This is a genomic window from Marinobacter sp. es.042, assembly GCF_900188315.1.
In the GTDB taxonomy this organism is placed as follows: domain Bacteria; phylum Pseudomonadota; class Gammaproteobacteria; order Pseudomonadales; family Oleiphilaceae; genus Marinobacter.
The window spans coordinates 2,969,475-2,989,945 of the sequence record NZ_LT897781.1; the positions used below are offsets into that span (position 1 = coordinate 2,969,475).

Consider the following 20,471-nt stretch of genomic DNA (forward strand, 5'->3'; position numbering starts at 1 on the left):
CATGGATTTCCGACTGAACGAAGAGCAGCAGATGCTGCAGGACACCGTGGCCCGCCTGGTGCGCGGTGAATACAGTTTTGAAAAGCGCCTGGAGTACAGTGAATCCGAGCTTGGCTTCAGCGCGGATTTCTGGAAACAGCTGGGTGAGCTGGGACTGACGGCCGTGCCATTCCCGGAAGAACTTGGGGGCTTTGGCGGAACCGGCGTTGAAGTGCAGAGCGTGATGACCGAACTGGGACGCGGCCTTTGCGTAGAGCCCTACCTGCAATCAGTCGTTCTGGGTGGCGGGCTTATCAGCCAGGCCGGCAACAGCGCGCAGCAGGAACAGTGGCTTGGCGGCATTGCCAGCGGCGAAGTTCGAGCGGCTGTCGGGCTGCAAGAGCCTCAGAGCTTCTACAACCTGAACGACGTCGACACCCGGGCCGAGAAGTCTGATGACGGTTACGTGCTGAATGGCCGCAAGGCGGTGGTGATTGGCGGGCATTGTGCCGACGTGCTGGTGGTGTCTGCCCGAACCTCTGGCGACAGCCGCGATGCCGAAGGCATCAGCCTGTTCCTGATTCCGGCTGACGCGGAAGGCGTGGAAGGCGTGGAACGCCGGACCTACCCGACGATTGATGGCTCCAAAGGCTGTGACCTGTTCCTGAACAATGTCCAACTGGGCACCGACGCCCTGCTTGGAGGCGAAGGCAAGGCGGCCGAAGTCATCGAATACCAGAGTGGGCGCGCTATTTCCGCGCTGTGCGGCGAAGCCGTGGGCGCCATGGAAGTGGCCTGCGACCTCACTCTTGAGTATCTCAAGCAGCGGAAGCAATTTGGCGTGCCCATCGGCAAATTCCAGGTGCTACAGCACCGGATGGTCGACATGATGTCCGAGCTGGAACAGGCCCGCTCCATGGCCATCCTGGCCGCGAGTGTTGCCGACGAGCCCCAGAGCGACGAACGGCGCCGGATTCTCGCTGCCGCCAAGAACGTGATCGGCCGCAGCGGCCAGTTCATCTCTGAACAGGGCATCCAGTCCCATGGCGGTATCGGCATGACCTGGGAGTACAACTTCGCCCACTATGCCAAGCGCCTGGTGATGATCAATCATCAGCTCGGCGACGACGAATTCCATCTTGAGCGTTATACAGCGTTGTTAAAGTAAAACGGATACCGCCACGAAGCGGAGATCCGGGCCCCGCAAACCGATCTGCCTCCCCCGTTGACCAGACAGCAAACGGCGGGAGGCTGATCCTCCTGCCCCCCTATTCTTAAGAGACGAGGAAAACAGGTTACAACCTGAAGCGATAGGAATAGGATAATAACTGACCACTCATTGAGACCGAGCAGACCGAATTAATGCCTTGAAAGCTTATTTACAAGCGATTTTATGTGCATTTTGAAACTTTGTCTGCTGGGAATTTTGTCTGTAATATCATCGTCTTGGAAACCGGGGCACGCGATGAGTTTAGGTCAGGCAATCAGGCGTTTAAGAAAAGAGCGGGGGATGACCCTAGCGGATCTGGCAGAGCGCTGTGACTCTCATGTTGGCAACCTTTCCCGCATCGAAAGAGACCAGGCAAAACCAAGCCTTGAGCTTCTCTATCGACTTGCCCAAGCATTGAGCCTCTCACTAACTGACATTTTCTCGGTCGCTGAGAAAAAACAGCTGGATTCCGAGCAGGTCGCTCTCAATGCGACCTTCATTTCGTTGCTGGAGCAGGATCGTCAGTTGCTTCTGGAATTCGCGCAATTGCTCCAGCGCCGGGCTTCCCATCCCATGGGCGCGGTGTATGTCAATCAGGACCCTTTGCCAGCCGATAACGCTGGCCCCGGCGCGACCAAGGGTGATAAGAAATAACCGGCAGATTGACCAGGAACTGATAGGCAATGACAACCTGTGAGTGATGCTTCCAAAGATCTCCAGGTATTTGCAACCATCAGCTCCTTCCTTTCCACTCCTCTTCCTGCAGCGCTCGCCACATCAATTTTCCGGTAGGCGACTTCGGCAACTGGTCGACAAATTCCACGATCGTCGGCACCTTATAAGCCGCCATCTGCTCCTTGCACCAGTCAGTGATATCTTCTGCCGTGGTGCTGTTTTCCGCCTCAGGGGTGAGCACGATACACGCCTTCACGGTCTCGCCCCGCTTGGGGTCCGGGGACGAAATGATGCAGACCTCATGGATGGCCGGATGCCGGTACATCAATCCTTCGACTTCTGACGGCCAGACCTTGTACCCCGAGGCATTGATCATCCGCTTGACCCGATCGACCATGAAGAAATAGCCGTCTTCGTCGTAATAGCCCAGATCACCCGTGCGGAAGAAACGCTTGCCGTCGATCTCTACAAACGCCGCCTCGGTTTCCGCCGGTCGGTTCCAGTATCCCTGCGTCACCTGTGGCCCGCTGGAGACGATTTCACCGGTCTCGCCCGGGCCTTTTTCTTCAAGTGTGTCAACATCGATGATCCGGCTATCGACATCGAAAACGGGAATGCCCAGGCACTGGGATTTCGGGTGGGCATTGGGATTGATATGCGTGGCTGCCATGGTTTCCGAGAGACCGTAGCCCTCGATATAGTCCAGCCCGGTCATCCGCTTGAGCTTTTCGGCTACGGCAGAGGGCATGGTGGCGCCGCCGCCGCCAATCATGTTGAGGCTGCTCAGGTCGTACTTGCCAATATCCGGGTTGGAGAGGAAATCCACCGCCATGGTGACGATGTTGGTCCAGCCGGTCACTTTGTAGCGTTCGATCAGCCGTGATGCGGTGGTCCGGTCCCAGCGGGTCATGATCACCGAGGCCGCACCTGCCGCTATGGGACCATTCATCGAACCGGTCATGCCGGTGACGTGGAAGAACGGCAGAGTGGCGAGCTGGACGCTGTCCGGCGTGGTCAGGTTCCAGAATATCCGGTGGATAGCCGTGGCCATCACCGACCGGTGGGTGTGCATACAGCCTTTGGGCGCACCGGTTGTGCCGGAACTGTAGGGAATCACTGCCAGGTCATCCGGTGTGGCCGTGTGAGGGCCCGGCGCGTGTCCGGCAGCCATGGCCGCTTCCCAGGTAATAACGCCAGGCATATCCCCGGTCCAGGCCGGCGCCGCCACTTCCGCGGGAAGGTCCAGATCTGTCTCGGGATCAATGTAGGCGCTATAGGAAGCCACCACCACCTGGTCAAGATTGCTGTCGCCAATCATGGGTGCAATAAAGCCCGCCAGTTCCTGTCCGGCCAGGCAAACCGAGGCACCGGTATCGGCAATTAAATGCTCTAGCTCTGCCGATCGGTTCATCGGATTGACCGGAATCACTACCGCATCGGCCCGCAGGATGGCGTAATAGGAGATCACGTACTGGGGAGAGTTCTGCATATAAAGCAGCACCCGATCGCCCTTCTTAACGCCTTGCGACTGAAGGTAGCCCGCCATCATTTCCACCTCTTCACTGAGGCGCCGGTATGTTATGGGTGCGTCGTAGAAGATAATGGCGGTATGGTCCGGGTAGCGCCGCGCCGAAATCTCCAGGTTGGTGTAAACACTGGTTTTCGGAAGCGTCATGGTTTTCGGCAGCTCTTTGGGCCAGACCTTGTAGTGACGATCAAACATCTTGTTATTCTCCAGGGTAAATCTGATATCTCAGGACTTCGTACCTTCGCACGCAATGTTCCAACCGGTGTCCGCCAACAGGCTCGCCCGCTTGCCAACTTCCAGGGCGTTGGCGTTCGCGGCATTGCCATCCAGCGCCCGCTTGTAGACCCCCTGCAGGATGGCCGCCAGGCGGAACAGTGAGAACGCCAGGTACACATGCCAGTCTTCAATGCCTTCCCGTCCCGTCTTCTCGCAGTATCGGCGGATAATGGCCTGCTCGTCCGGAAGGCCCAGCGCCGCAAGGTTTTCACCCTGTAATCCGCGCATACCCTCCATGTCGGCGGGCAGGTAAAAGGGCAGGCAAAAATAGGCCAGGTCTGCCAGGGGATGACCCAGGGTGGACAGCTCCCAGTCCAGAATGGCGATCACCGCCGGTTGGTCGGGCGCCAGCATCAGATTGCCGAAGCGGTAATCTCCGTGGGCGATGGCGGTTTCATCCTTCGCCGGGAGGTGTTCCGGCAACCACGCCATCAGTTTGTCCATGGCGGGCAGGTCATCGGTTTTCGAGGCCAGGTACTGTTTGCTCCAGCGCGCTACCTGACGCGCCACGTAGCCTTCCGGCCTTCCGTAGTCACCCAGGCCAACGGCGGTCACGTCCACTGAATGCAGCGCCGCCAGGGTATCGATGGCAGAGTAATACGCCGGCAGCCGATCGTGATGGTTCAGATCCCGCAACGCTGAATGGGTGATGATGCGCCCGTCCAGATAGTCCATCACGTAAAACGGTGTGCCGATCACCTCGGTGTCTTCACACAGCACCCGAACCCTGGGCACCGGCATGTCTGTGTGTTCGCCCAGAGCGTGCATGACCTTGTATTCCCGCTCGACCATGTGAGCTGACGGCAAGGTTTTACCCGGCGGCTTTTTGCGCAGTACATAGCGTCCGCTGTCGGTTTCCAGCAGGAACGTGGGGTTGGACTGGCCACCCTGGAATTGCCTGACCTCCATTCGACTACCAAATTCTGGCAGCGACTTCTGTAGCCAGGCCAGAAGTGGGGGTTCGTCGAACTTGTGGGCCGGGAGAACATCGACCAACTCGGGAGTTGTTGTCATAACTTATAAGCCTTCATTTCTGGGGCAGCGGCCGGCGGGCAGGGGTGGACTCTCTTCCGGAAAAAAGCAACTCGCTTCGCTCAGACATCTTTTTTCCTGCAGAGAGTCCACCCCTGCCCACCGGCCTCGGCATACCTTCGTTGGGCTTGCCCTAACAAATGGTTTCTCCGCCATCAGCGACGATCACCTGTCCTGTGATGTAGGCACTGGCTTTAGTAGACAAAAACACGGCAAGGCCAGCGATATCCACCGGATCACCAATCCTGCGTAGCGGAGTTTTGTCTTCCGCCTGCTTCGCACGGACCGGGTCGTCCCAGAGCGCTTTGGCAAAGTCGGTTTTGATCAGACCAGGAGCAATGCTGTTGATCCGGATACCTTTTGGGCCCCACTCCACCGCCAGGTTGCGAGCCAGAGCGGCTTCGGCCGCTTTGGAGACGCCGTAGGTGCCGATCACCGTGTTGCCTCGAAGGCCTGCAATGCTGGATAGCAGAACGACCGCACCTTCACCTTTTTCCGCCATTTGTGGCAGCACCATGTTGGTGAGCCAGAAGGTGCCTTTGACGTTGGTGTCCATGATCTTGTCCCAGGCGTCGTCGGTCATTTCTGCCGTGGGTCCGTAGACCGGGTTGGTGGCGGCGTTGCACACCAGTACATCGATGCTGCCCCAGGCTTCGTTGGTCTTTTCGACAAGATTCTGCAGGTCTTCTTTCCTGCCCACGTGACAGGGAACGGCCATGGCCTCGAAGCCCTGCGCCTTGAGTTCCTCCGCCACCTGCTCACAGGCCTCGGCCTTTCGGCTGGAGATAACCACTTTCGCGCCACAGACGGCCATTTCCCCGGCGATGGCGCGGCCGATGCCTTTGGTGGAACCGGTAATCACCGCGACTTTGCCGGTCATATCAAACAGTGGATTGTTCATCGTCAGGTCCTCGTGCACTGTCTCAGAGATTATCGATTCAGCGATACTGCCGAAGCTCCATCTTGGCGATGGAATCCATATGCACCTCGTCCGGCCCGTCCGCGAGCCGAAGCGTCCGAACCTTGGCCCAGGCCTCAGCCAGGAAGGTGTCCTGGGAAACTCCGGCTCCACCGTGCACCTGGATGGCTCGATCAATCACGTTCAACGCCATATTCGGGGCAATCACTTTGATCATGGCGATTTCCTGGCGGGCCACTTTGTTACCAACGGTGTCCATCATGTGCGCGGCTTTCAGGGTCATCAGGCGGGCCTGCTCGATTTCCATGCGGCTGCGGGCGATGTCCTTGCGGATGGAGTCGAATTCCGAGAGCTTCCGGCCAAAGGCCTCACGGGCGTTGGCGCGTTTGCACATGAGCTCCAGGGCACGTTCCGCAACGCCGATGGTTCGCATGCAGTGATGAATCCGGCCCGGCCCGAGCCGGCCCTGGGCAATCTCGAAACCACGGCCTTCGCCCAGCAGCATGTTGCTGGCCGGCACCCGCACGTTGTCGTAGTGAATTTCCGCGTGGCCGTGTGGCGCATGATCGTAGCCGAACACATGCAGCGGGCGGATCATCTTCACACCGGGCGCATCCAGCGGCACAAGAATCATGGACTGCTGCTTGTGCTTCTCGGCATCAGGATCGGTTTTGCCCATGACAATGGCGATTTTCGAATTCCGGGTCATGGCGCCGGAGGACCACCATTTACGACCGTTGACCACGTACTCGTCGCCCTCGCGGCGGATTTCGCAGGCGATGTTGGTGGCGTCTGAAGATGCCACGTCCGGCTCGGTCATGGAGAAGCAGGAGCGGATTTCGCCATCAAGGAGCGGCTTAAGCCATTGTTCCTGCTGCTCCGCATTGCCGTAGCGGGCGATCGTCTCCATGTTGCCGGTATCGGGCGCCGAGCAGTTGAAGACCTCGGGGGCCATGGCCGAACGGCCCATGATTTCGCAAAGGTGGGCGTATTCGAAGTTGCTGAGGCCTGCGCCGAATTCGCTGTCAGGCAGAAACAGGTTCCACAGGCCGGCGGCTCTGGCCTTCTGCTTCAGTTCTTCAATAATGGGGACCGGCGCCCACCGGTCCTCGGCATCTTCGATCTGTCGATGATGGGTCTCTTCGTTCGGGTAGATGTGGGCAGCCATGAAATCGTTTAACTCAGACTGCAGCTGTTTTGCCCTGTCAGACAGCTCGAACATTGCCGTTTCCTCTTGTTGTTATGGTTCGTGACCGCCATCAAACCGGCAATCACCCGTTCAGATCGGGACGCCTTCCGGCCCTTCGCTGCCGGAGCGAATGCGGAACGTGGCCTCGGCAATTGCCAGAAGGTTGCCCTTGTCGTCATGCACCTCGCCGGTACTGTTGAAGATCCGGCGCCCTCCGGCGCGTTTTTGGCCGGTTACCCGAATCACGCCCTCGGAACACTGGCCGGTAAACGTGGTGGTAAGCGACAGGGTGACTGCCTTGCGCATCCGGCCCGGAAAGGGACAGTAGGTACCTGCCTGTGCCATGGCGATGTCCAACAGAGACGTCAGTACACCACCATGAATAACGCCGCCAAGATTCAGATGCCCGGGCCCAAGCTCAAGCTCGATGACCGCTTCGTTTTCTTCCCAGGACGCTTGGCGGTAGCCAAGCAGGCTGTGGAAGCCGGGCAGGTCCTGCCCGTGGATAATGTGGCGGTTTTCCTCACTCATCAGACATTCATTCCAGGTAGGCCAGGCGGCTCATGTTGTCTTTGTAGTTCTGTTGTTTTCGTAATTTGTCACGCCTTACGGTTTTGAGTCAATATATTTGAAAGGTTGTTTCATCTAGTAAAACAGCATGGATCAAGATTGACGAAAAATGAAAAAGACAACAAGTAGCGGGCCGAACTTTCTCTCTACCAAAACCGCTCACAACTCCTCGTGAGCAGGCGTCAGGCGCCGATAGCGCGTTCCCGGCGGCGGTGGAAACCGGTCTTTTGAACTACCCTTACATCAAGACCGACTGCGAATTCGAACGACAAACATCCTATTGCAAAGCCCCGATGTTGTGATAGATTCAGAGAATAAAATTCACCCTGCAGTTACGAGTTCTGCACAGTGAAACACAAAGCAACGCCACTATAACAATGAACGAGGCACGCTCATGAAACTCTTTGCTACTGCTCGCAAGACTCTGACGGTGTATGCGTCAGCCCTTACCCTCGGTATTACCGCTGCGCTCTCGGCAGCTCCCGCTGCCGCCCAGGACTCCTTTACCTGGAAGGTGCAGTCCCACTGGCCCGGTTCCAGTAGCTCCTATACAGACAGTCTTGGACGGATCAAACGGGTTCTGGAGGAGCGCACCGATGGCCGCCTGAAACTGCAGCTTTACGAGGCAGGCTCACTGTTCAAGGCCACGGATACCTTCAACGCGGTGAGTCGTGGCATCCTGGAAATGGGTACAATTTCTCCGGCCTATGCCCAGGACAAGATTTCTCTTGCAGGCATTGCCTCTGGCCTGCCGTTTGCGTTCCGCAATGTTTGGGAGGCCGCCTACTTCCACCAGAACCTTGGGTTCGAGCAGATGCTCCGGGACGAAGCAGCAGAGCATGACGTTTACTGGGCCACGGACAAAGTCTATCCAACCGAAATGGTGGTCAAGGAGCCGATTGAAAGCGTGGCGGACTTCAACAGCCTGAAAATCCGCTCCTCCGGCGCCCTGCAAACGTTCCTGACCGAAGCTGGCGCCGCCGCCTCCTACATTCCGGGCAGTGAACTCTATTCAGCTCTGGATTCCGGCATCGTGGATGGTGCCCACTGGGGTGCGGCGCAAGGTGCCTACAGCATGGGCCTGTATGAAGTCGCTAAATACCACGTACAGCCTGCCCTGAACATTGCCGGCACCGACGTCATCATCGTCAGCCAGAAGGCTCTGAACAAGCTGCCGGAAGACATGCAGAAGATCGTCAAGGACGCCCTGAAAGAGCAGTTCTGGATCCGCACCAACGAGTACCAGTACAAGGAGCGCATCACCCTGGCCAAGGCCATCGAAGAGCAGGGCGTGCAACTCAATGTCCTCCCGGACGAAGTTCAGGACAAGCTGGTCGCCACCGCCCAGGCCATGTGGGATGAAGAGGGCAAGCGCAGCGAAAACGCCAAGAAGGCCCTCGACATGCTGAAAGGTTACCTGGCCGATCTCGGCTACCTCTGATCAGACGTTGCTCTGAATCAGGCCGGGGTTCCTGACCCCGGCCTTTCTGTCCCCGAACCAAACCAGCATCCCGTGGGAGATTGCCGTGAGTGTGATGATCGCCGCATTCATGAGAGGGGTTACCCGTCTCAACGATTTCATAGGCCGGTGGGTGGCCCTCCTCATTTTCGCGATGTTTGTGTTCCTGCTTCTTGAAGTCGGGTTCCGTTATCTGCTCAATTCCCCCACGGTCTGGACCAACGAGCTGACCCAGATGCTTTTCGGCATCTACGCCATCATGTCCGGCGGTTACATCATGGCCCATCGGGGCCACGTGAATGTGGATCTGCTGCATTCGCACCTGAAGCCTCGTAAGCGCGCGGCTCTGGACATTGTCACCTCTTCGGTCTTTTTCATTTTCACGCTCGCCCTGCTGTGGTTCGGGATCGACATGGCCCAGGAATCGATGTCCAGCTGGGAAACGTCCTATTCCGCCTGGAATCCACCCATCTGGCCGGTGAAGCTGGCCATTCCCATCGGTACAGCGCTGCTGGTTCTTCAGGGGTTGGTGAAGTTGCTTGAAGACATTGCCGTGGCCTTCAACCTGGATTACTACACGCCCGAAGAGTCCGAGTCAGAAGGAGAGCCGCTGTGAGCATTGAAGCCCTGACTCTCCTGTTCTTCGGTTCACTGCTGTTTTTCCTGTTGCTGGGCCTGCCGCTGGCGTTTGTGCTCGGGGGCGTCTCGGTGGTGTTCCTGTATTTCACCTGGGGCTTCGACTCTTTCTACATGGTGGCCTCCCAGATCTGGGGCACCATGGAAAGCTTCACACTGGTCGCCATTCCACTGTTCGTCTTCATGGCCATGATTCTGGAGCGCACGGGTGTAGCCCGGGATCTGTACCGGATGATGCATCTCTGGTGTGGCGGACTGAGAGGCGGCCTGGCCCTCGGCACCCTGGGAATCTGCGCGGTGTTTGCTGCCATGGTGGGCATCAGCGGTGCGGCCGTGGTTGCCATGGGCACCATCGCGCTGCCGTCGATGCTTGAGCGGGGCTATGACAAGAGCATGGCTCTGGGTGTGATCAATACCGGCGGTGGCTGGGGCATCCTGATTCCTCCCAGCATCCTTATGATTCTCTACGCCCTGATAACCGGTGTTTCCGTTGGCAAGATGTTCGCCGCCGGTATCATGCCGGGCGTGCTTCTGATGGTGCTGACCGCTATCTACATCATTGTGCGCTGCCACTTGCAGCCGGAACTGGCCCCGGCGCTACCAAAAGAAGACCGGGGCACCTGGCCGGAAAAATTCCGTGCCCTGCGTGCGGTGCTGCTGCCAATCGGCGTTGTCGTCATGGTGCTGGGGTCCATTATCGGCGGCATCACCACGCCGACAGAAGCGGCTGCCATGGGCGTTCTGGGCGCCCTGATATCGGCGGCGGTCTACCGTCAGTTCAAGTGGAGCATCCTGAAGGAAGCCGCCATCCGCACGTTCAAGCTCACTGGCATGATCATGTGGATCCTGTTTGCCGCCCATGCCTTCAGCGCCGCCTACCAGAGCATGGGCGCCCAGGAACTGATCGAAGGCCTGATGAACATGGTCCCCGGAGGCCCCTGGGGCATCATCATCGCCATGATGGTGATCGTGTTCCTGCTGGCCATGGTGCTGGACCCGGTCGGCATCATGCTGATCACCCTGCCGGTGTTCATGCCGATTGTGGAATCCCTGGGCTTCGATCCGATCTGGTTCGGCATCCTTTTCGTGATCAATATGGAAATCGGCTACATGACGCCACCCTTCGGCTTCAACCTGTTCTATCTGAAGGGCATCGTGCCACCGTCGATCACCATGAAGGACATCTACAAGTCGATCATCCCCTTCGTGATTGTGGAAATTGTCGGCATCATTCTGATCATGGTGTTTCCGGAGATTGCCACCTGGCTGCCGGACCTGTTGTTCTGAACCTGACCTGAAAGCAAAGTTGCCAGCCAAAGCGGGTAAGCGCTAATCTCGTGGGACTTCCGGACAAAGGAACCGGGAGCCCACACAAGGAGAACAGCCATGCATAACCCACAACGAGCGCCGATGCCGGCGTTGACCAGCGTCATCCTCACAGTCTTTTTCTTCCTGCTTCCGTTACTCCCTGCCCAAAGCCAGGCCGACACCCTTTCCGATCAGCGAGTGGCCTCGTTTATCGAAAGCGTTCGGGCTGCACAAACACTGGCACCGGAATTCGAGGAGCTGGAGCGTCAGATGGACAACCAGAACGAGAGCGCCATGCCGGATTTCTCCCGGATCGTGTCGGACTCCCTGGAGCAGATGAAAGGCCACGAAGCCTATGGACGGCTGGAAGACGTGGTGCAGGATCACGGCTTCGACAGCCTGGAATCCTGGGGTGCCACCGGAGACCGGGTTTTCCAGGCCTGGATGGCCATCGAAATGGCAGAGCAGAAGCCGGCCGCCAGGCAGGAGATGGAAGCCGCGCTCGCCGAGATGGAAAACAGCCCTCACATGACAGCCGAACAGAAAGCCCAAATGCGGGCCATGATGGAGGGTGCGATGGGCGCCATGCAAAGCGCGAGCAACGCTCCGGCGGCAGATATCGAGGCGGTGCGTCCCCATGTAGGGGCGCTGAGACAGCTGGGCGAGGAGTAGGAAGCAGCCACTGGAAAACAGAAAGCCCGGCAAGATCACTTGCCGGGCTTTTTCATTGCCACGTTTCATTCAACCGTGATGTGGATACCTTTGCTCAGGACATCAGGTTGTAGAAAAAGACGATGGCAACTGCAATGGGAGTCACGAACCGGATCAGGTTGTACCAGAGGGTAAAGGCTCCTCCCTGAAGGGCCAGATCGGATTTCAGCGACTCTTTGGCCACGAACCAGCCGACAAATACCGCCGTCAGCAAACCAGAGAGCGGCAGCAGCACGTTGGCTGTGAAGAAGTCCAGAAGGTCAAAGATGGTCTTGCCTTCGAAGCGCTCAAACATAGCGAGCGGCGCGACGTCTGCCCAGACATTCAGCGACAGAATCGAAGCAATGCCCAGCGCCCAGCAGAGAACACCGACAAGGATGGAGCTGCCCGTGCGGGCCAGGCTGGTCTTTTCCTCAACCCACTCAACTACCGGCTCCAGCAGGGAAATACCGGAGGTCCAGGCGGCGAACAACAGCAGGATAAAAAACAGGGTGCCAAACAGGCCGCCCATGGGCATATTGCCAAAGGCCAGCGGCAGGGTCTGGAAAATCAGTCCGGGGCCGGCACCGGCTTCCAGGCCGTTGGCAAACACCACCGGGAAAATGGCCAGGCCGGCCAGGAGCGCGACGACGGTATCCATGATGGCCACGCTGACAGCGGTGCGGCCAATGGACACATCCCGACCCAGATAGGAACCGTAGGCCATCATGATGGCCATACCGAGGCTCAGGGTAAAGAAGGCGTGGCCAAGGGCGATCAGAACCCCGTTGATGGTCAGGGCACCAAAATCCGGCGTGAACAGGAAGCTGACGGCCTCACCAAAATGGCCTGTCGTGGTGGCATAACCTACCGCCACCAGAAGCAACAGAAACAGGGCCGGCATCAGGATGGTAACGGCCCGTTCCAGGCCTCCTTTCAGTCCCTGGGACACCACCAGAATAACCAGCGCCATGAAGATCGTGTGCCAGAACAGCAGCTGCCCGGGGCTGGCCAGCAGGCCGCCGAACAACTCACCGATGGAGTCTGCGGTGCCACCGGTAAAGTCGCCCATGGCGGCATGTCCCACATAGGACGCCGCCCAGCCGCCGATCACCGAGTAGAAAGAGAGGATCACAAAGGCCGCGATCATCCCGATGATGGCCGAGATCCGCCAGCCCGGCGCGCTGAGGTTGCGCTCTGCCACCAGCCGCATGCTGGTGATGGGGTTATGTCGACCATTCCGGCCGATAAACACTTCCGCCATCATGATGGGGATACCGATCACTGCGATACACAGCAGATAAACCAGCACGAAGGCGCCACCACCGTTTTCGCCGGTAACGTAGGGGAACTTCCAGATATTACCGAGACCGACGGCCGAACCGGTTGCCGCGAGAATAAACGCCAACCGGGAAGACCAGAGACCACGAGCGGCCCCTGAACCGTTGCCCGAAACCGAGTTGGACTGAGTCATGTTGTGTTCCTGTGCTTTTGGCTGAGGAATGTCTTCAAAAAGGGATAGCCACGGCGTTGCCGGGGCAATTGGGGCGGGATTCTGCCAGCACTGGCGCGTCGATGCCAGTGCTGGCGCCCTCCCGGTCCGAATTGGTCCGGTGGGAGGAAAAGGAAGCTAAAGCTAACTAGCCGTTTTTGCTGATAAACCTGGCTATCAGGTCTTTCAGGCCACGGGACATGGCGCTGAGCCGGTCACTGCTCTGCTTGGCGGAGTCGGCCTGGGCATCACTATGATCGGCCAGCTCGGCAATATTGGTGATCTGGCGATTGATCTCGTCGGACACCTGGCTCTGCTCCTCAAAGGCCGCAGACATACTGATAAAGCTGTCGGAAATGGTCTGGATCGAGGTCACGATATCGCGCAGCGAGTTCTCGGCCTCCCGCACCTTTTCAAGGCCCTGACCGGCAACAGCCTCACCGTCCCGGGTTGCCTGGACCGCCGAGTCCACCTGCTGACGGAAATCATCGATCACGTTCTGGATCCGCACGGTGGATTCCCGGGTCCGGCGGGCCAGTGAGCGCACCTCATCCGCTACCACTGCAAAACCCCGGCCCTGCTCACCGGCACGCGCCGCTTCGATAGCCGCGTTCAATGCCAGAAGGTTGGTTTGCTCGGCAATCTCGGAAATCAGGTTGGCGGCTTCACCGATGCTGTTGGTGGACTCGCCCAGCTTGCTGATCGTCGAACCAATACCATTTACGCGGGTTACCAGCTCTTCAATCGCAACCAGCGCTTCGGCGCTCCGGTCGCTGCCCACACCCGCAAGACGATTGGCCTCCTCGGCTTCACGGGCGTTACTGGTCACCGACTCGGCCACTTCCTGGATCGAGGCGGTCATTTCATTGATGGCCGAGGCAGTCTGGTCGGTTTCCGCGCGCTGCCGGGCGATCGCCGCCGCGCCATCGCTGATATAGCCGTGGGAAGCCCGCGCCTGCTCGTAGAGCAGTTCTGCCTGGTCATCAATCCGCGCCAGGGCCGTACGAACCCGGGCCTCTTCACTGACCAGCAACAGCGACAGCTGCGAGAACAGTCCGCGTTCGTCGCTGTAGGTACGGGCAACAATGGGATCCCGGAAGGCATCAGGCCGCAGGTCCAACAGCCTGCGCAAACGGGCTGCCAGGGAATTGAACACCAGGCCGAAACCCAGGGCATGACCGATCACGACCAAACCCACCGCCAGCCAGGGCTGGTTGAGCTGAAGCGCCCCCAGGCTCAACACCAGAGAGACAAGGAACGGCCAGCCGGAACGAAGCATCGACAAGGCACGGTCGCTGAAGGATGAAGTCATCTTTCCAGCAGAGATTTTGCCATAAAGCCGCTCGGCCCTGGCTATCTGCTCGCGGGTTGGCTCGACCCGAACCGACTCGTAGCCCACCATCTGACCGTTCTCACGAATCGGCGTAACGTAAGCGCTTACCCAGTAATGGTCGCCGCTCTTCGCCCGGTTCTTGACCACACCCATCCAGGCCTTGCCGGCCTTCAGGTAATCCCACATATCCTTGAACACAGCCTGGGGCATGTCCGGATGGCGGATAATGTTGTGGGCCTGGCCAACCAGTTCTTCCCGGGAGAAGCCGCTGATTTCCACAAACTCTTCGTTGCAGTAGGTGATCACCCCTTTCAGATCCGTGGTGGTAATCAAACGCCCGCCTTTCCGCATTTTGACTTCACGCTGGGTAACCGGGAGATTCTTGCGCATAAACGGACCTTCTGACTCGGAGCTGACCACGGGAATAAATATGGGCGAACAAGGGTAAGCCCCGATGAACATCATTGATATTCATCAAGGGTTACCCCGCGTATACCGAGTGTAACGGCAGTCTTCGGCGGAACCTTAGTCCGTGCAGCTACTTATTATGTGGAAACGGCCAGCCGGGCCCGGGGATGGAAGCGAGCGTTTACCCAGAGGGAGAAGGCGATGACCCCGCCACCGATGGCCAGCCTCAGCAAATCGGCATCGCGATTCCAGATCAGCAGGTTGACGATCAGGCCTGCAGGCACCAGGGCATTGTTCATGATAGCCAGGGTGCCGGCGTCAACCACACAGGCGCCCCGGTTCCACAGGAACAGCCCCAGGCCGGACGCTGCCAGCCCGAGCCACGCGAGAATACCCCACTGCACGGAGGTCGTCGGTAGCTTGTCGGCATTGCCGAATATCAGGAAGGACGGCAACGCTATGATCAGGGCACCAAAGAAGAAATAGCCGAAGGTACGGTAGGCAGGCAGATCACTCTGGTAGTGTTGCATCACGTGCTTGTAACCTACCTGGCCGGCGGCAAAGGTAAAATTCGCCACCTGCAGCAAAAGGAAGCCGGTGATGAAGTCCTCACTGAGCCCGTCGTAGCGTATGATACCCGCCCCGACAGTTGCGATGCCTGCAGCCAGGAGCGCCACCGGTGAAAACCGGCGAAACAGGGCGTCATCCAGCAGGGTCACATACAACGGAGTGAAAATCGTGAACAGCAGGACTTCCGGGACCGTCAGGTAGCTAAAGGACCGGTACAGACAGAGGTAGGTAATCCCGAACTGCAGCATGCCGGTAACCAGAATACCCAGCTTCTGTCCCGAAGCCACGCCCCGCCAGCGGGTGAACGGCAGAAAGACCAGGGCACCGAGCAGCACACGGCTGAGCACCGCAAAATCGCTGTCCACCTGGCCGGCCAGAAATTCGCCGATCAGACTGAATGAAAACGCCCACAGAACGGTAACAAAAACCAGAAGTCCCATCGCTACTGCCATCTGTTGTGATCAAGGCGCGTACTTTAACGGTTTTCGGAGAAACTTGCAGTGCAGAAACACGGGATAAAACCCCATGGATGAGATTCACCAGCCATTACCGGAACCCCGCCAGCCGCTGGTCACCAGAACACTGACAGAGTGGCGAACCCTCGCCATTCTGGGCGGGCCGATCCTGATCGCCCAACTGGCCCAGATGGCCAACGGAGTGATCGATACCATCATGGCCGGCCACGCGAGTGCCGAGGATCTTGCGGCAGTGGGTATTGGTAGCAGCCTGTGGATGCCCCTGTTCCTGTTTTTCATGGGTATGCTGGGGGCACTGCAGCCCATTATTTCCGGCTACAACGGTGCCCGGGAGGCGGGGAAAATCATGCCTGCAACCTGGCAGGGGCTGTACCTGGCCGCCGCCGGGTCCGTGATCATGATCCTGCTGCTGACCCACGTGCACCCGGTGCTGGCGCTTCTGAACCTGGAAACCAATACCGCACGCATCGCCCAGGGCTACCTCAACGCCTTCGCCTGGGGCATCCCGGCGCTGCTGTTAATGACGGCACTACGCGGCCTGACCGATGGCCTCGGGCACACCCGCGTGATCATGGCATTCTCTGTACTCAGCACACTGATCAATCTGCCGATGAACTACATCTTTATCTACGGCAAGCTGGGGCTGCCTGCGATGGGCGGTGTTGGTTGTGGCTGGGCCACATCCATTTCCAACGGTGTCGCGGCAGCGGCACTGCTCGTGTACCTGAATCGAAGCCGGGTTTACCGGCAGTTCCACCTGATTGCCGATTGGGTAAAGCCGGACCTGGCAGGCATGCGCTACATCCTCGGCATCGGCGTGCCCATCGGCTTCACCATCTTTGTCGAGGCCAGCCTGTTCTCGGTAATTGCTCTGTTTCTGGCACCCCTTGGCCCGGTGGTGGTGGCCGGGCACCAGATTGCCCTGAACGTGGTTTCTTTACTGTTCATGCTGCCACTAAGCATAGGCATGGCGCTGACTCTTCGGGTCAGCTTCCTTATGGGCGCCCGGGCGCCCGCCACCGCACGACTCATTTCCCGAAGTTCACTGATTCTGGCCGCTGCCACAGCGATGGTTTTTGCAATACTGCTTTTTGTATTCTCCCGGGAGATCGCAGCGCTCTATACCAGTGATACCGAGGTACAGGCGGTCACCGTGAGGCTACTGATGTTTGCGGCCCTGTTCCAGATTGCCGATGTTATCCAGGTAACCTGCATCAGCGCATTGCGGGGTTACAAGGACACCCGCATTCCCATGTTCATCATGCTCTTCTCATTCTGGGGCGTAGGCATGCCACTGGGGTATGTACTGACCTTCATGGACTGGCTGGTGCCGGCCATGGGCGCAGCCGGCTTCTGGGTAGGTCTCACGGGTGGCCTGGCATCCGCCAGTATTCTGCTGGGGTGCAGACTCTTTCTGTTTGCTCCCAATAGCGGTCAGGCCGTATCGGCTGAAAGCTCCGGCGTGCGCTGACCATCGGCAAATACGACACGATCCCGGCCGGTTTCCTTGGCTTCGTAGAGTGCCGCATCCGCTCGGGCCAGCCAGCTATCAACGCTTTCGCCATGCTCGAGCAGTGCCACGCCGAACGACGCCGTCACCAAACCGCCGGGGTGCTTCATGTATTTGCGCAGCACCTGTTGCAGGTTGTTCATCACGGCCTTGAGGCCCATGCCATCGACACCCGGCAGGAGCAGTACGAATTCTTCGCCACCGTACCGGAACAGCTGGTCTGACTTGCGGGTGTTCTGTTTTAGCAGCGCCACCAGATCGGTCAAGACACCATCGCCCACGCCATGGCCATGCTCATCGTTAATCTTCTTGAAATGATCGATATCCAGCATGACCAGGGCATAGGGCAAACCGGTACGCTCGGCATTCGCTGCCGCCAGATCCAGCTCCTGATCCATTGAGCGCCGGTTCTTGATGCCGGTCAGCGGATCGATCGTCGCCAGATGCTCCAGACGCTCCCGCTGATCATGGTTCCTGTGGGCAAAGACATAGGCGCAGGCACTGACCACAAATGCCGTTGAAGCAAACGACCACATCTGGACATCAGAGCGGAAAGCCCCACCATGAACCATCAGGACAACGACCGAGGCAACGTTCAGAAACACCGCGATACGGGGATTGGCGAGGAAGAAGGTGGTTACAAGACAGGGGTAAAGCCAGAACAGCCCGGGTTCACCCACCACGGCGCCAACCGTTACCGCGCCGCTGCAAGCAATAATCGCAAGCACCAGACCGCTTCGTCGGGTATCCCCACTGACCCACGCGTAAATAAGCGTGATCAGAATGCCAACAAGAATTGCCGTGTCGACAGAACCCGCAAGCGTATTACCCTGCATAAAGCGCATCGCAGCAAAGGGCGTAATACCCAATATCGCGCTGGCACCCAACAGTGTAATAATCGACAACCTGAAATCGGTCTTGAGGCGATGGAGCATTTAGCGTTTTCGTCCGACAAAAGTACTATCCAGAATCCCAGAATAGCTCAACCAATTTGAATGAACGTTAAAGGACAACGATTCTTTACATATTCTCTATCAAAAAAGACAAAGTGTGAACGCTTGCTCATTTTTTCTACCTCCTGAAAACAGGGGCAGCGGTAAAATCAGGTAAAACCGCACTGCTTCCTGGCCAGAGCCAGGCCGCGCCAGTGGAGCCCCAGCCGCATTCGGGGTTACACTGGCGACACGATGAACCTGTACCAGAGACACCTGATTTGACCGAACTTGTCCGAATTGCGCCCGGCGCGCTGACCATCGGCCGGCCCCTACCGTGGGACGTCTACGATGCAGACGGTAATATCCTTCTGCGCCAGGGCTATGTAATTCAGACAGATTCCCAACTGGAACAATTGTTCGAGCGGGGCCGATTCAAACCTCGCAAGATCGAACGCCCTCAGGAAGAAGTGTTCGAGGATACCCGGGATAGAAACCCGTTTGCCGATTACCCGGACCTGCTTCATTCCCTTGAAGCAACCCTGAAAGCCATTACCGATTCCGATCCTTCGGCCCAAAAACGGCTGCTCGGCCTGGCCCGGATGATCGAGCGCACCTGCACGGAATCACCTGATGCAACCCTGGCACTGGTTCACCTCTACTCAATCGGCCCGGTCATTCACGAACAGATTCTGTTTTACGCCATTCTTTGCCAATTTATTGGCCGGCAATTCGGCCTGGAGGAGAAAAGAATTGCAGTACTGACTGCGGCTGCCCTCACTGCCAACCTCGGGCTCGTGCCCATTGCCGACAAGCTGAATGCGTCCAATACGGTGCTGAACGATGAACAGCGCGGCGTCATTCGCAAACACCCCGAACGCAGCATCCAGGCCCTGCAGGCCGCGGGCATCGATAACAAGCTGCTGCTGACCATAATTGCGCAACACCATGAGCAAGCCGACGGAAGCGGCTACCCGGGAGGTCTGAGTGGTACCGAAATACGACCGGAGGCGGAAATCCTGGCGCTGGCAGAGCGGTATGTGGCCATGATCACCAAACGTGCCTATCGGCAGCGCATGAACGTGGCCGACGCCCGGAAGCTGATTGCCAACCTGGCCGACGGCAAGTTCCGACCGGCCATCCCCAAGGCCCTGCTGCAGATTCTCGGGGAGTATCCGCCCGGCATCCTCGTTCGTCTGGAAAACAACGAAGTGGGCGTGGTCACGCGCCGGCCGGTGCGGGCCCGGGGGCCGTTCGTGAAAGCCATTTTCGGTCCCCGTGGCAATCGCTACACCGGTACCTTCGAGCGGGACACCAGCGAACCGGACTTCGGCATCCAGTCCCTCGAAGAGCCGGAAGTCATGCCTTCCATGGACTTCAGCCTGGTCTGGGGCTTCCGCTCCTGACCAACGTCAACACGCTATAAACCCAGTGCTTTTGCATGATGATCGAGGTGATCATCAATGAATGAGGCAATGAAGAAATAGCTGTGATCATAACCCCGGTGCATGCGCAGGTTGATGTGATGGTGGAACTTCTCACAGGCGTCCGCCAGCGCATCCGGGTTCAGCTGGCTGTCCAGAAACTCGTCCGCCGTGCCCTGGTCCACCAGTAGCGGCAACCGCTCCCGAGCGGTGGGAATGAGCAATGTAGCATCCCATTCTTCCCAACTTCGCGGATCATCTCCAAGATAGCCTTTGAAGGCTTTCTGACCCCAGGGGCACTCGGTTGGGTTGGCTATGGGCGCAAACGCCGACACCGAGGCGTAGCGGCCCGGATTCTTCAGGGCGCAGATGAGAGCGCCGTGGCCGCCCATGGAGTGGCCGCTGACGGAGCGCTTGTCTGTTACCGGCAATTCATTCTCGATCAACTGCGGCAATTCCTTCACCACATAGTCGTACATCCGGTAATGGGGTGCCCAGGGTTGCTCGGTGGCGTTGATGTAGAAGCCGGCGCCGGCGCCAAAGTCATAACTGTCATCCTCACCTGGCAGGTTCACACCACGAGGGCTGGTGTCAGGACAGACGATGGCCATACCCAGCTGAGCGGCCCGTTTCTGGGCGCCGGCTTTCTGCATGAAATTCTGGTCGGTGCAGGTCAGCCCCGACAGCCAGTAGAGGACTGGCACCTTCTTCGGGTTGGAGCCCACAGCCACGGGCGGCAGATACACCGCAAATTCCATGTCGCATTCGAGGGTAGCGGAGGTATGCCGGTAGCGGCGGTGCTCGCCTTCGAAACTGACGTTCGTGGATAGGAGTTCCATAGTGTCCTCAATTTTG

Annotated in this window: 18 protein-coding genes; 8 read left to right on the forward strand and 10 right to left on the reverse strand. The window is 58.3% G+C overall.

Translation table 11 applies throughout. From position 1 onward, the window contains the following. Position 1 precedes the first annotated feature (1 nt). Entirely contained in the window at positions 2-1,147 is a 1,146-nt protein-coding gene (locus tag CFB02_RS13870) for an acyl-CoA dehydrogenase family protein (RefSeq protein WP_088558455.1), read from the forward strand. 297 nt (positions 1,148-1,444) lie between these two features. Then, complete coding sequence (locus tag CFB02_RS13875; protein WP_088558456.1) at positions 1,445-1,843, forward strand: helix-turn-helix domain-containing protein; 399 nt, start codon at positions 1,445-1,447, stop codon at positions 1,841-1,843. 79 nt (positions 1,844-1,922) lie between these two features. On the opposite strand, the gene CFB02_RS13880 is transcribed toward CFB02_RS13875, so the two are convergent. The 5 genes from CFB02_RS13880 to CFB02_RS13900 form a co-directional block, all read right to left on the reverse strand. Continuing rightward, positions 1,923-3,587 carry a long-chain fatty acid--CoA ligase gene (locus CFB02_RS13880; RefSeq protein ID WP_088558457.1) on the reverse strand — a complete coding sequence of 555 codons (1,665 nt, stop codon included), beginning with the start codon at positions 3,585-3,587 and terminating at the stop codon, positions 1,923-1,925. Positions 3,588-3,617: 30 nt separating this feature from the next. Then, complete coding sequence (locus tag CFB02_RS13885) at positions 3,618-4,682, reverse strand: phosphotransferase (RefSeq protein ID WP_088558458.1); 1,065 nt, start codon at positions 4,680-4,682, stop codon at positions 3,618-3,620. A gap of 151 nt (positions 4,683-4,833) precedes the next feature. Then, on the reverse strand, positions 4,834-5,601 hold the full coding sequence (locus tag CFB02_RS13890) for an SDR family NAD(P)-dependent oxidoreductase (protein ID WP_088558459.1): 768 nt from the start codon (positions 5,599-5,601) through the stop codon (positions 4,834-4,836). A 37-nt stretch (positions 5,602-5,638) separates the two neighbouring features. Beyond that, on the reverse strand, positions 5,639-6,841 hold the full coding sequence (locus CFB02_RS13895; protein ID WP_088558460.1) for an acyl-CoA dehydrogenase family protein: 1,203 nt from the start codon (positions 6,839-6,841) through the stop codon (positions 5,639-5,641). Between the two features lie 57 nt (positions 6,842-6,898). Further along, positions 6,899-7,339 (reverse strand): PaaI family thioesterase, encoded by a 441-nt coding sequence (locus CFB02_RS13900; protein ID WP_088558461.1) that lies wholly within the window; start codon positions 7,337-7,339, stop codon positions 6,899-6,901. A gap of 433 nt (positions 7,340-7,772) precedes the next feature. On the opposite strand from CFB02_RS13900, the gene dctP reads away from it, so the two are divergent. The 4 genes from dctP to CFB02_RS13920 all read left to right on the forward strand — a co-directional run bounded on the left by dctP (position 7,773) and on the right by CFB02_RS13920 (position 11,453). Continuing rightward, on the forward strand, positions 7,773-8,819 hold the full coding sequence (gene dctP / locus CFB02_RS13905; protein ID WP_088558462.1) for a TRAP transporter substrate-binding protein DctP: 1,047 nt from the start codon (positions 7,773-7,775) through the stop codon (positions 8,817-8,819). Between the two features lie 94 nt (positions 8,820-8,913). After that, positions 8,914-9,453, forward strand: a complete 540-nt coding sequence (locus tag CFB02_RS13910; protein ID WP_088559254.1) for a TRAP transporter small permease subunit — start codon at positions 8,914-8,916, stop codon at positions 9,451-9,453. Next, entirely contained in the window at positions 9,450-10,760 is a 1,311-nt protein-coding gene (locus tag CFB02_RS13915; RefSeq protein ID WP_088558463.1) for a TRAP transporter large permease, read from the forward strand. The genes CFB02_RS13910 and CFB02_RS13915 overlap by 4 nt, the downstream gene beginning before the upstream one ends. A gap of 99 nt (positions 10,761-10,859) precedes the next feature. Next, on the forward strand, positions 10,860-11,453 hold the full coding sequence (locus CFB02_RS13920; RefSeq protein ID WP_227519222.1) for a hypothetical protein: 594 nt from the start codon (positions 10,860-10,862) through the stop codon (positions 11,451-11,453). A gap of 94 nt (positions 11,454-11,547) precedes the next feature. Here the strand turns inward: CFB02_RS13920 and CFB02_RS13925 are convergent, their stop codons facing one another. The 3 genes from CFB02_RS13925 to CFB02_RS13935 form a co-directional block, all read right to left on the reverse strand. Further along, positions 11,548-12,945, reverse strand: a complete 1,398-nt coding sequence (locus CFB02_RS13925) for a sodium-dependent transporter (protein ID WP_088558465.1) — start codon at positions 12,943-12,945, stop codon at positions 11,548-11,550. 166 nt (positions 12,946-13,111) lie between these two features. Continuing rightward, positions 13,112-14,686 (reverse strand): PAS domain-containing methyl-accepting chemotaxis protein, encoded by a 1,575-nt coding sequence (locus CFB02_RS13930; RefSeq protein ID WP_088558466.1) that lies wholly within the window; start codon positions 14,684-14,686, stop codon positions 13,112-13,114. A gap of 155 nt (positions 14,687-14,841) precedes the next feature. Beyond that, positions 14,842-15,714, reverse strand: coding sequence for a carboxylate/amino acid/amine transporter (locus tag CFB02_RS13935; RefSeq protein WP_088558467.1), 873 nt, complete (start codon positions 15,712-15,714; stop codon positions 14,842-14,844). Positions 15,715-15,799: 85 nt separating this feature from the next. Here CFB02_RS13935 and CFB02_RS13940 point away from each other — a divergent pair, with 85 nt between their 5' ends. Continuing rightward, entirely contained in the window at positions 15,800-17,221 is a 1,422-nt protein-coding gene (locus CFB02_RS13940; protein WP_088558468.1) for an MATE family efflux transporter, read from the forward strand. Here the strand turns inward: CFB02_RS13940 and CFB02_RS13945 are convergent. After that, on the reverse strand, positions 17,185-18,195 hold the full coding sequence (locus CFB02_RS13945) for a GGDEF domain-containing protein (RefSeq protein WP_088558469.1): 1,011 nt from the start codon (positions 18,193-18,195) through the stop codon (positions 17,185-17,187). The genes CFB02_RS13940 and CFB02_RS13945 overlap by 37 nt on opposite strands. A 278-nt stretch (positions 18,196-18,473) precedes the next feature. On the opposite strand from CFB02_RS13945, the gene CFB02_RS13950 reads away from it, so the two are divergent. After that, positions 18,474-19,598, forward strand: a complete 1,125-nt coding sequence (locus tag CFB02_RS13950) for an HD-GYP domain-containing protein (protein WP_088558470.1) — start codon at positions 18,474-18,476, stop codon at positions 19,596-19,598. Positions 19,599-19,612: 14 nt separating this feature from the next. Here the strand turns inward: CFB02_RS13950 and fghA are convergent, their stop codons facing one another. Next, positions 19,613-20,455: an S-formylglutathione hydrolase gene (gene fghA / locus CFB02_RS13955; protein ID WP_088558471.1), complete on the reverse strand. Its 843-nt coding sequence runs from the start codon at positions 20,453-20,455 to the stop codon at positions 19,613-19,615. Positions 20,456-20,471: the final 16 nt, after the last annotated feature.

Coding starts and splice junctions, on each gene's coding strand:
- CFB02_RS13870 (WP_088558455.1), top strand. CDS start 2: ATGGATTTCCGACTGAACGAAGAGCAGCAGATGCTGCAGGACACCGTG.
- CFB02_RS13875 (WP_088558456.1), top strand. CDS start 1,445: ATGAGTTTAGGTCAGGCAATCAGGCGTTTAAGAAAAGAGCGGGGGATG.
- CFB02_RS13880 (WP_088558457.1), bottom strand. CDS start 3,587: ATGTTTGATCGTCACTACAAGGTCTGGCCCAAAGAGCTGCCGAAAACC.
- CFB02_RS13885 (WP_088558458.1), bottom strand. CDS start 4,682: ATGACAACAACTCCCGAGTTGGTCGATGTTCTCCCGGCCCACAAGTTC.
- CFB02_RS13890 (WP_088558459.1), bottom strand. CDS start 5,601: ATGAACAATCCACTGTTTGATATGACCGGCAAAGTCGCGGTGATTACC.
- CFB02_RS13895 (WP_088558460.1), bottom strand. CDS start 6,841: ATGTTCGAGCTGTCTGACAGGGCAAAACAGCTGCAGTCTGAGTTAAAC.
- CFB02_RS13900 (WP_088558461.1), bottom strand. CDS start 7,339: ATGAGTGAGGAAAACCGCCACATTATCCACGGGCAGGACCTGCCCGGC.
- dctP (WP_088558462.1), top strand. CDS start 7,773: ATGAAACTCTTTGCTACTGCTCGCAAGACTCTGACGGTGTATGCGTCA.
- CFB02_RS13910 (WP_088559254.1), top strand. CDS start 8,914: ATGATCGCCGCATTCATGAGAGGGGTTACCCGTCTCAACGATTTCATA.
- CFB02_RS13920 (WP_227519222.1), top strand. CDS start 10,860: ATGCATAACCCACAACGAGCGCCGATGCCGGCGTTGACCAGCGTCATC.
- CFB02_RS13925 (WP_088558465.1), bottom strand. CDS start 12,945: ATGACTCAGTCCAACTCGGTTTCGGGCAACGGTTCAGGGGCCGCTCGT.
- CFB02_RS13930 (WP_088558466.1), bottom strand. CDS start 14,686: ATGCGCAAGAATCTCCCGGTTACCCAGCGTGAAGTCAAAATGCGGAAA.
- CFB02_RS13935 (WP_088558467.1), bottom strand. CDS start 15,714: ATGGGACTTCTGGTTTTTGTTACCGTTCTGTGGGCGTTTTCATTCAGT.
- CFB02_RS13940 (WP_088558468.1), top strand. CDS start 15,800: ATGGATGAGATTCACCAGCCATTACCGGAACCCCGCCAGCCGCTGGTC.
- CFB02_RS13945 (WP_088558469.1), bottom strand. CDS start 18,195: ATGCTCCATCGCCTCAAGACCGATTTCAGGTTGTCGATTATTACACTG.
- fghA (WP_088558471.1), bottom strand. CDS start 20,455: ATGGAACTCCTATCCACGAACGTCAGTTTCGAAGGCGAGCACCGCCGC.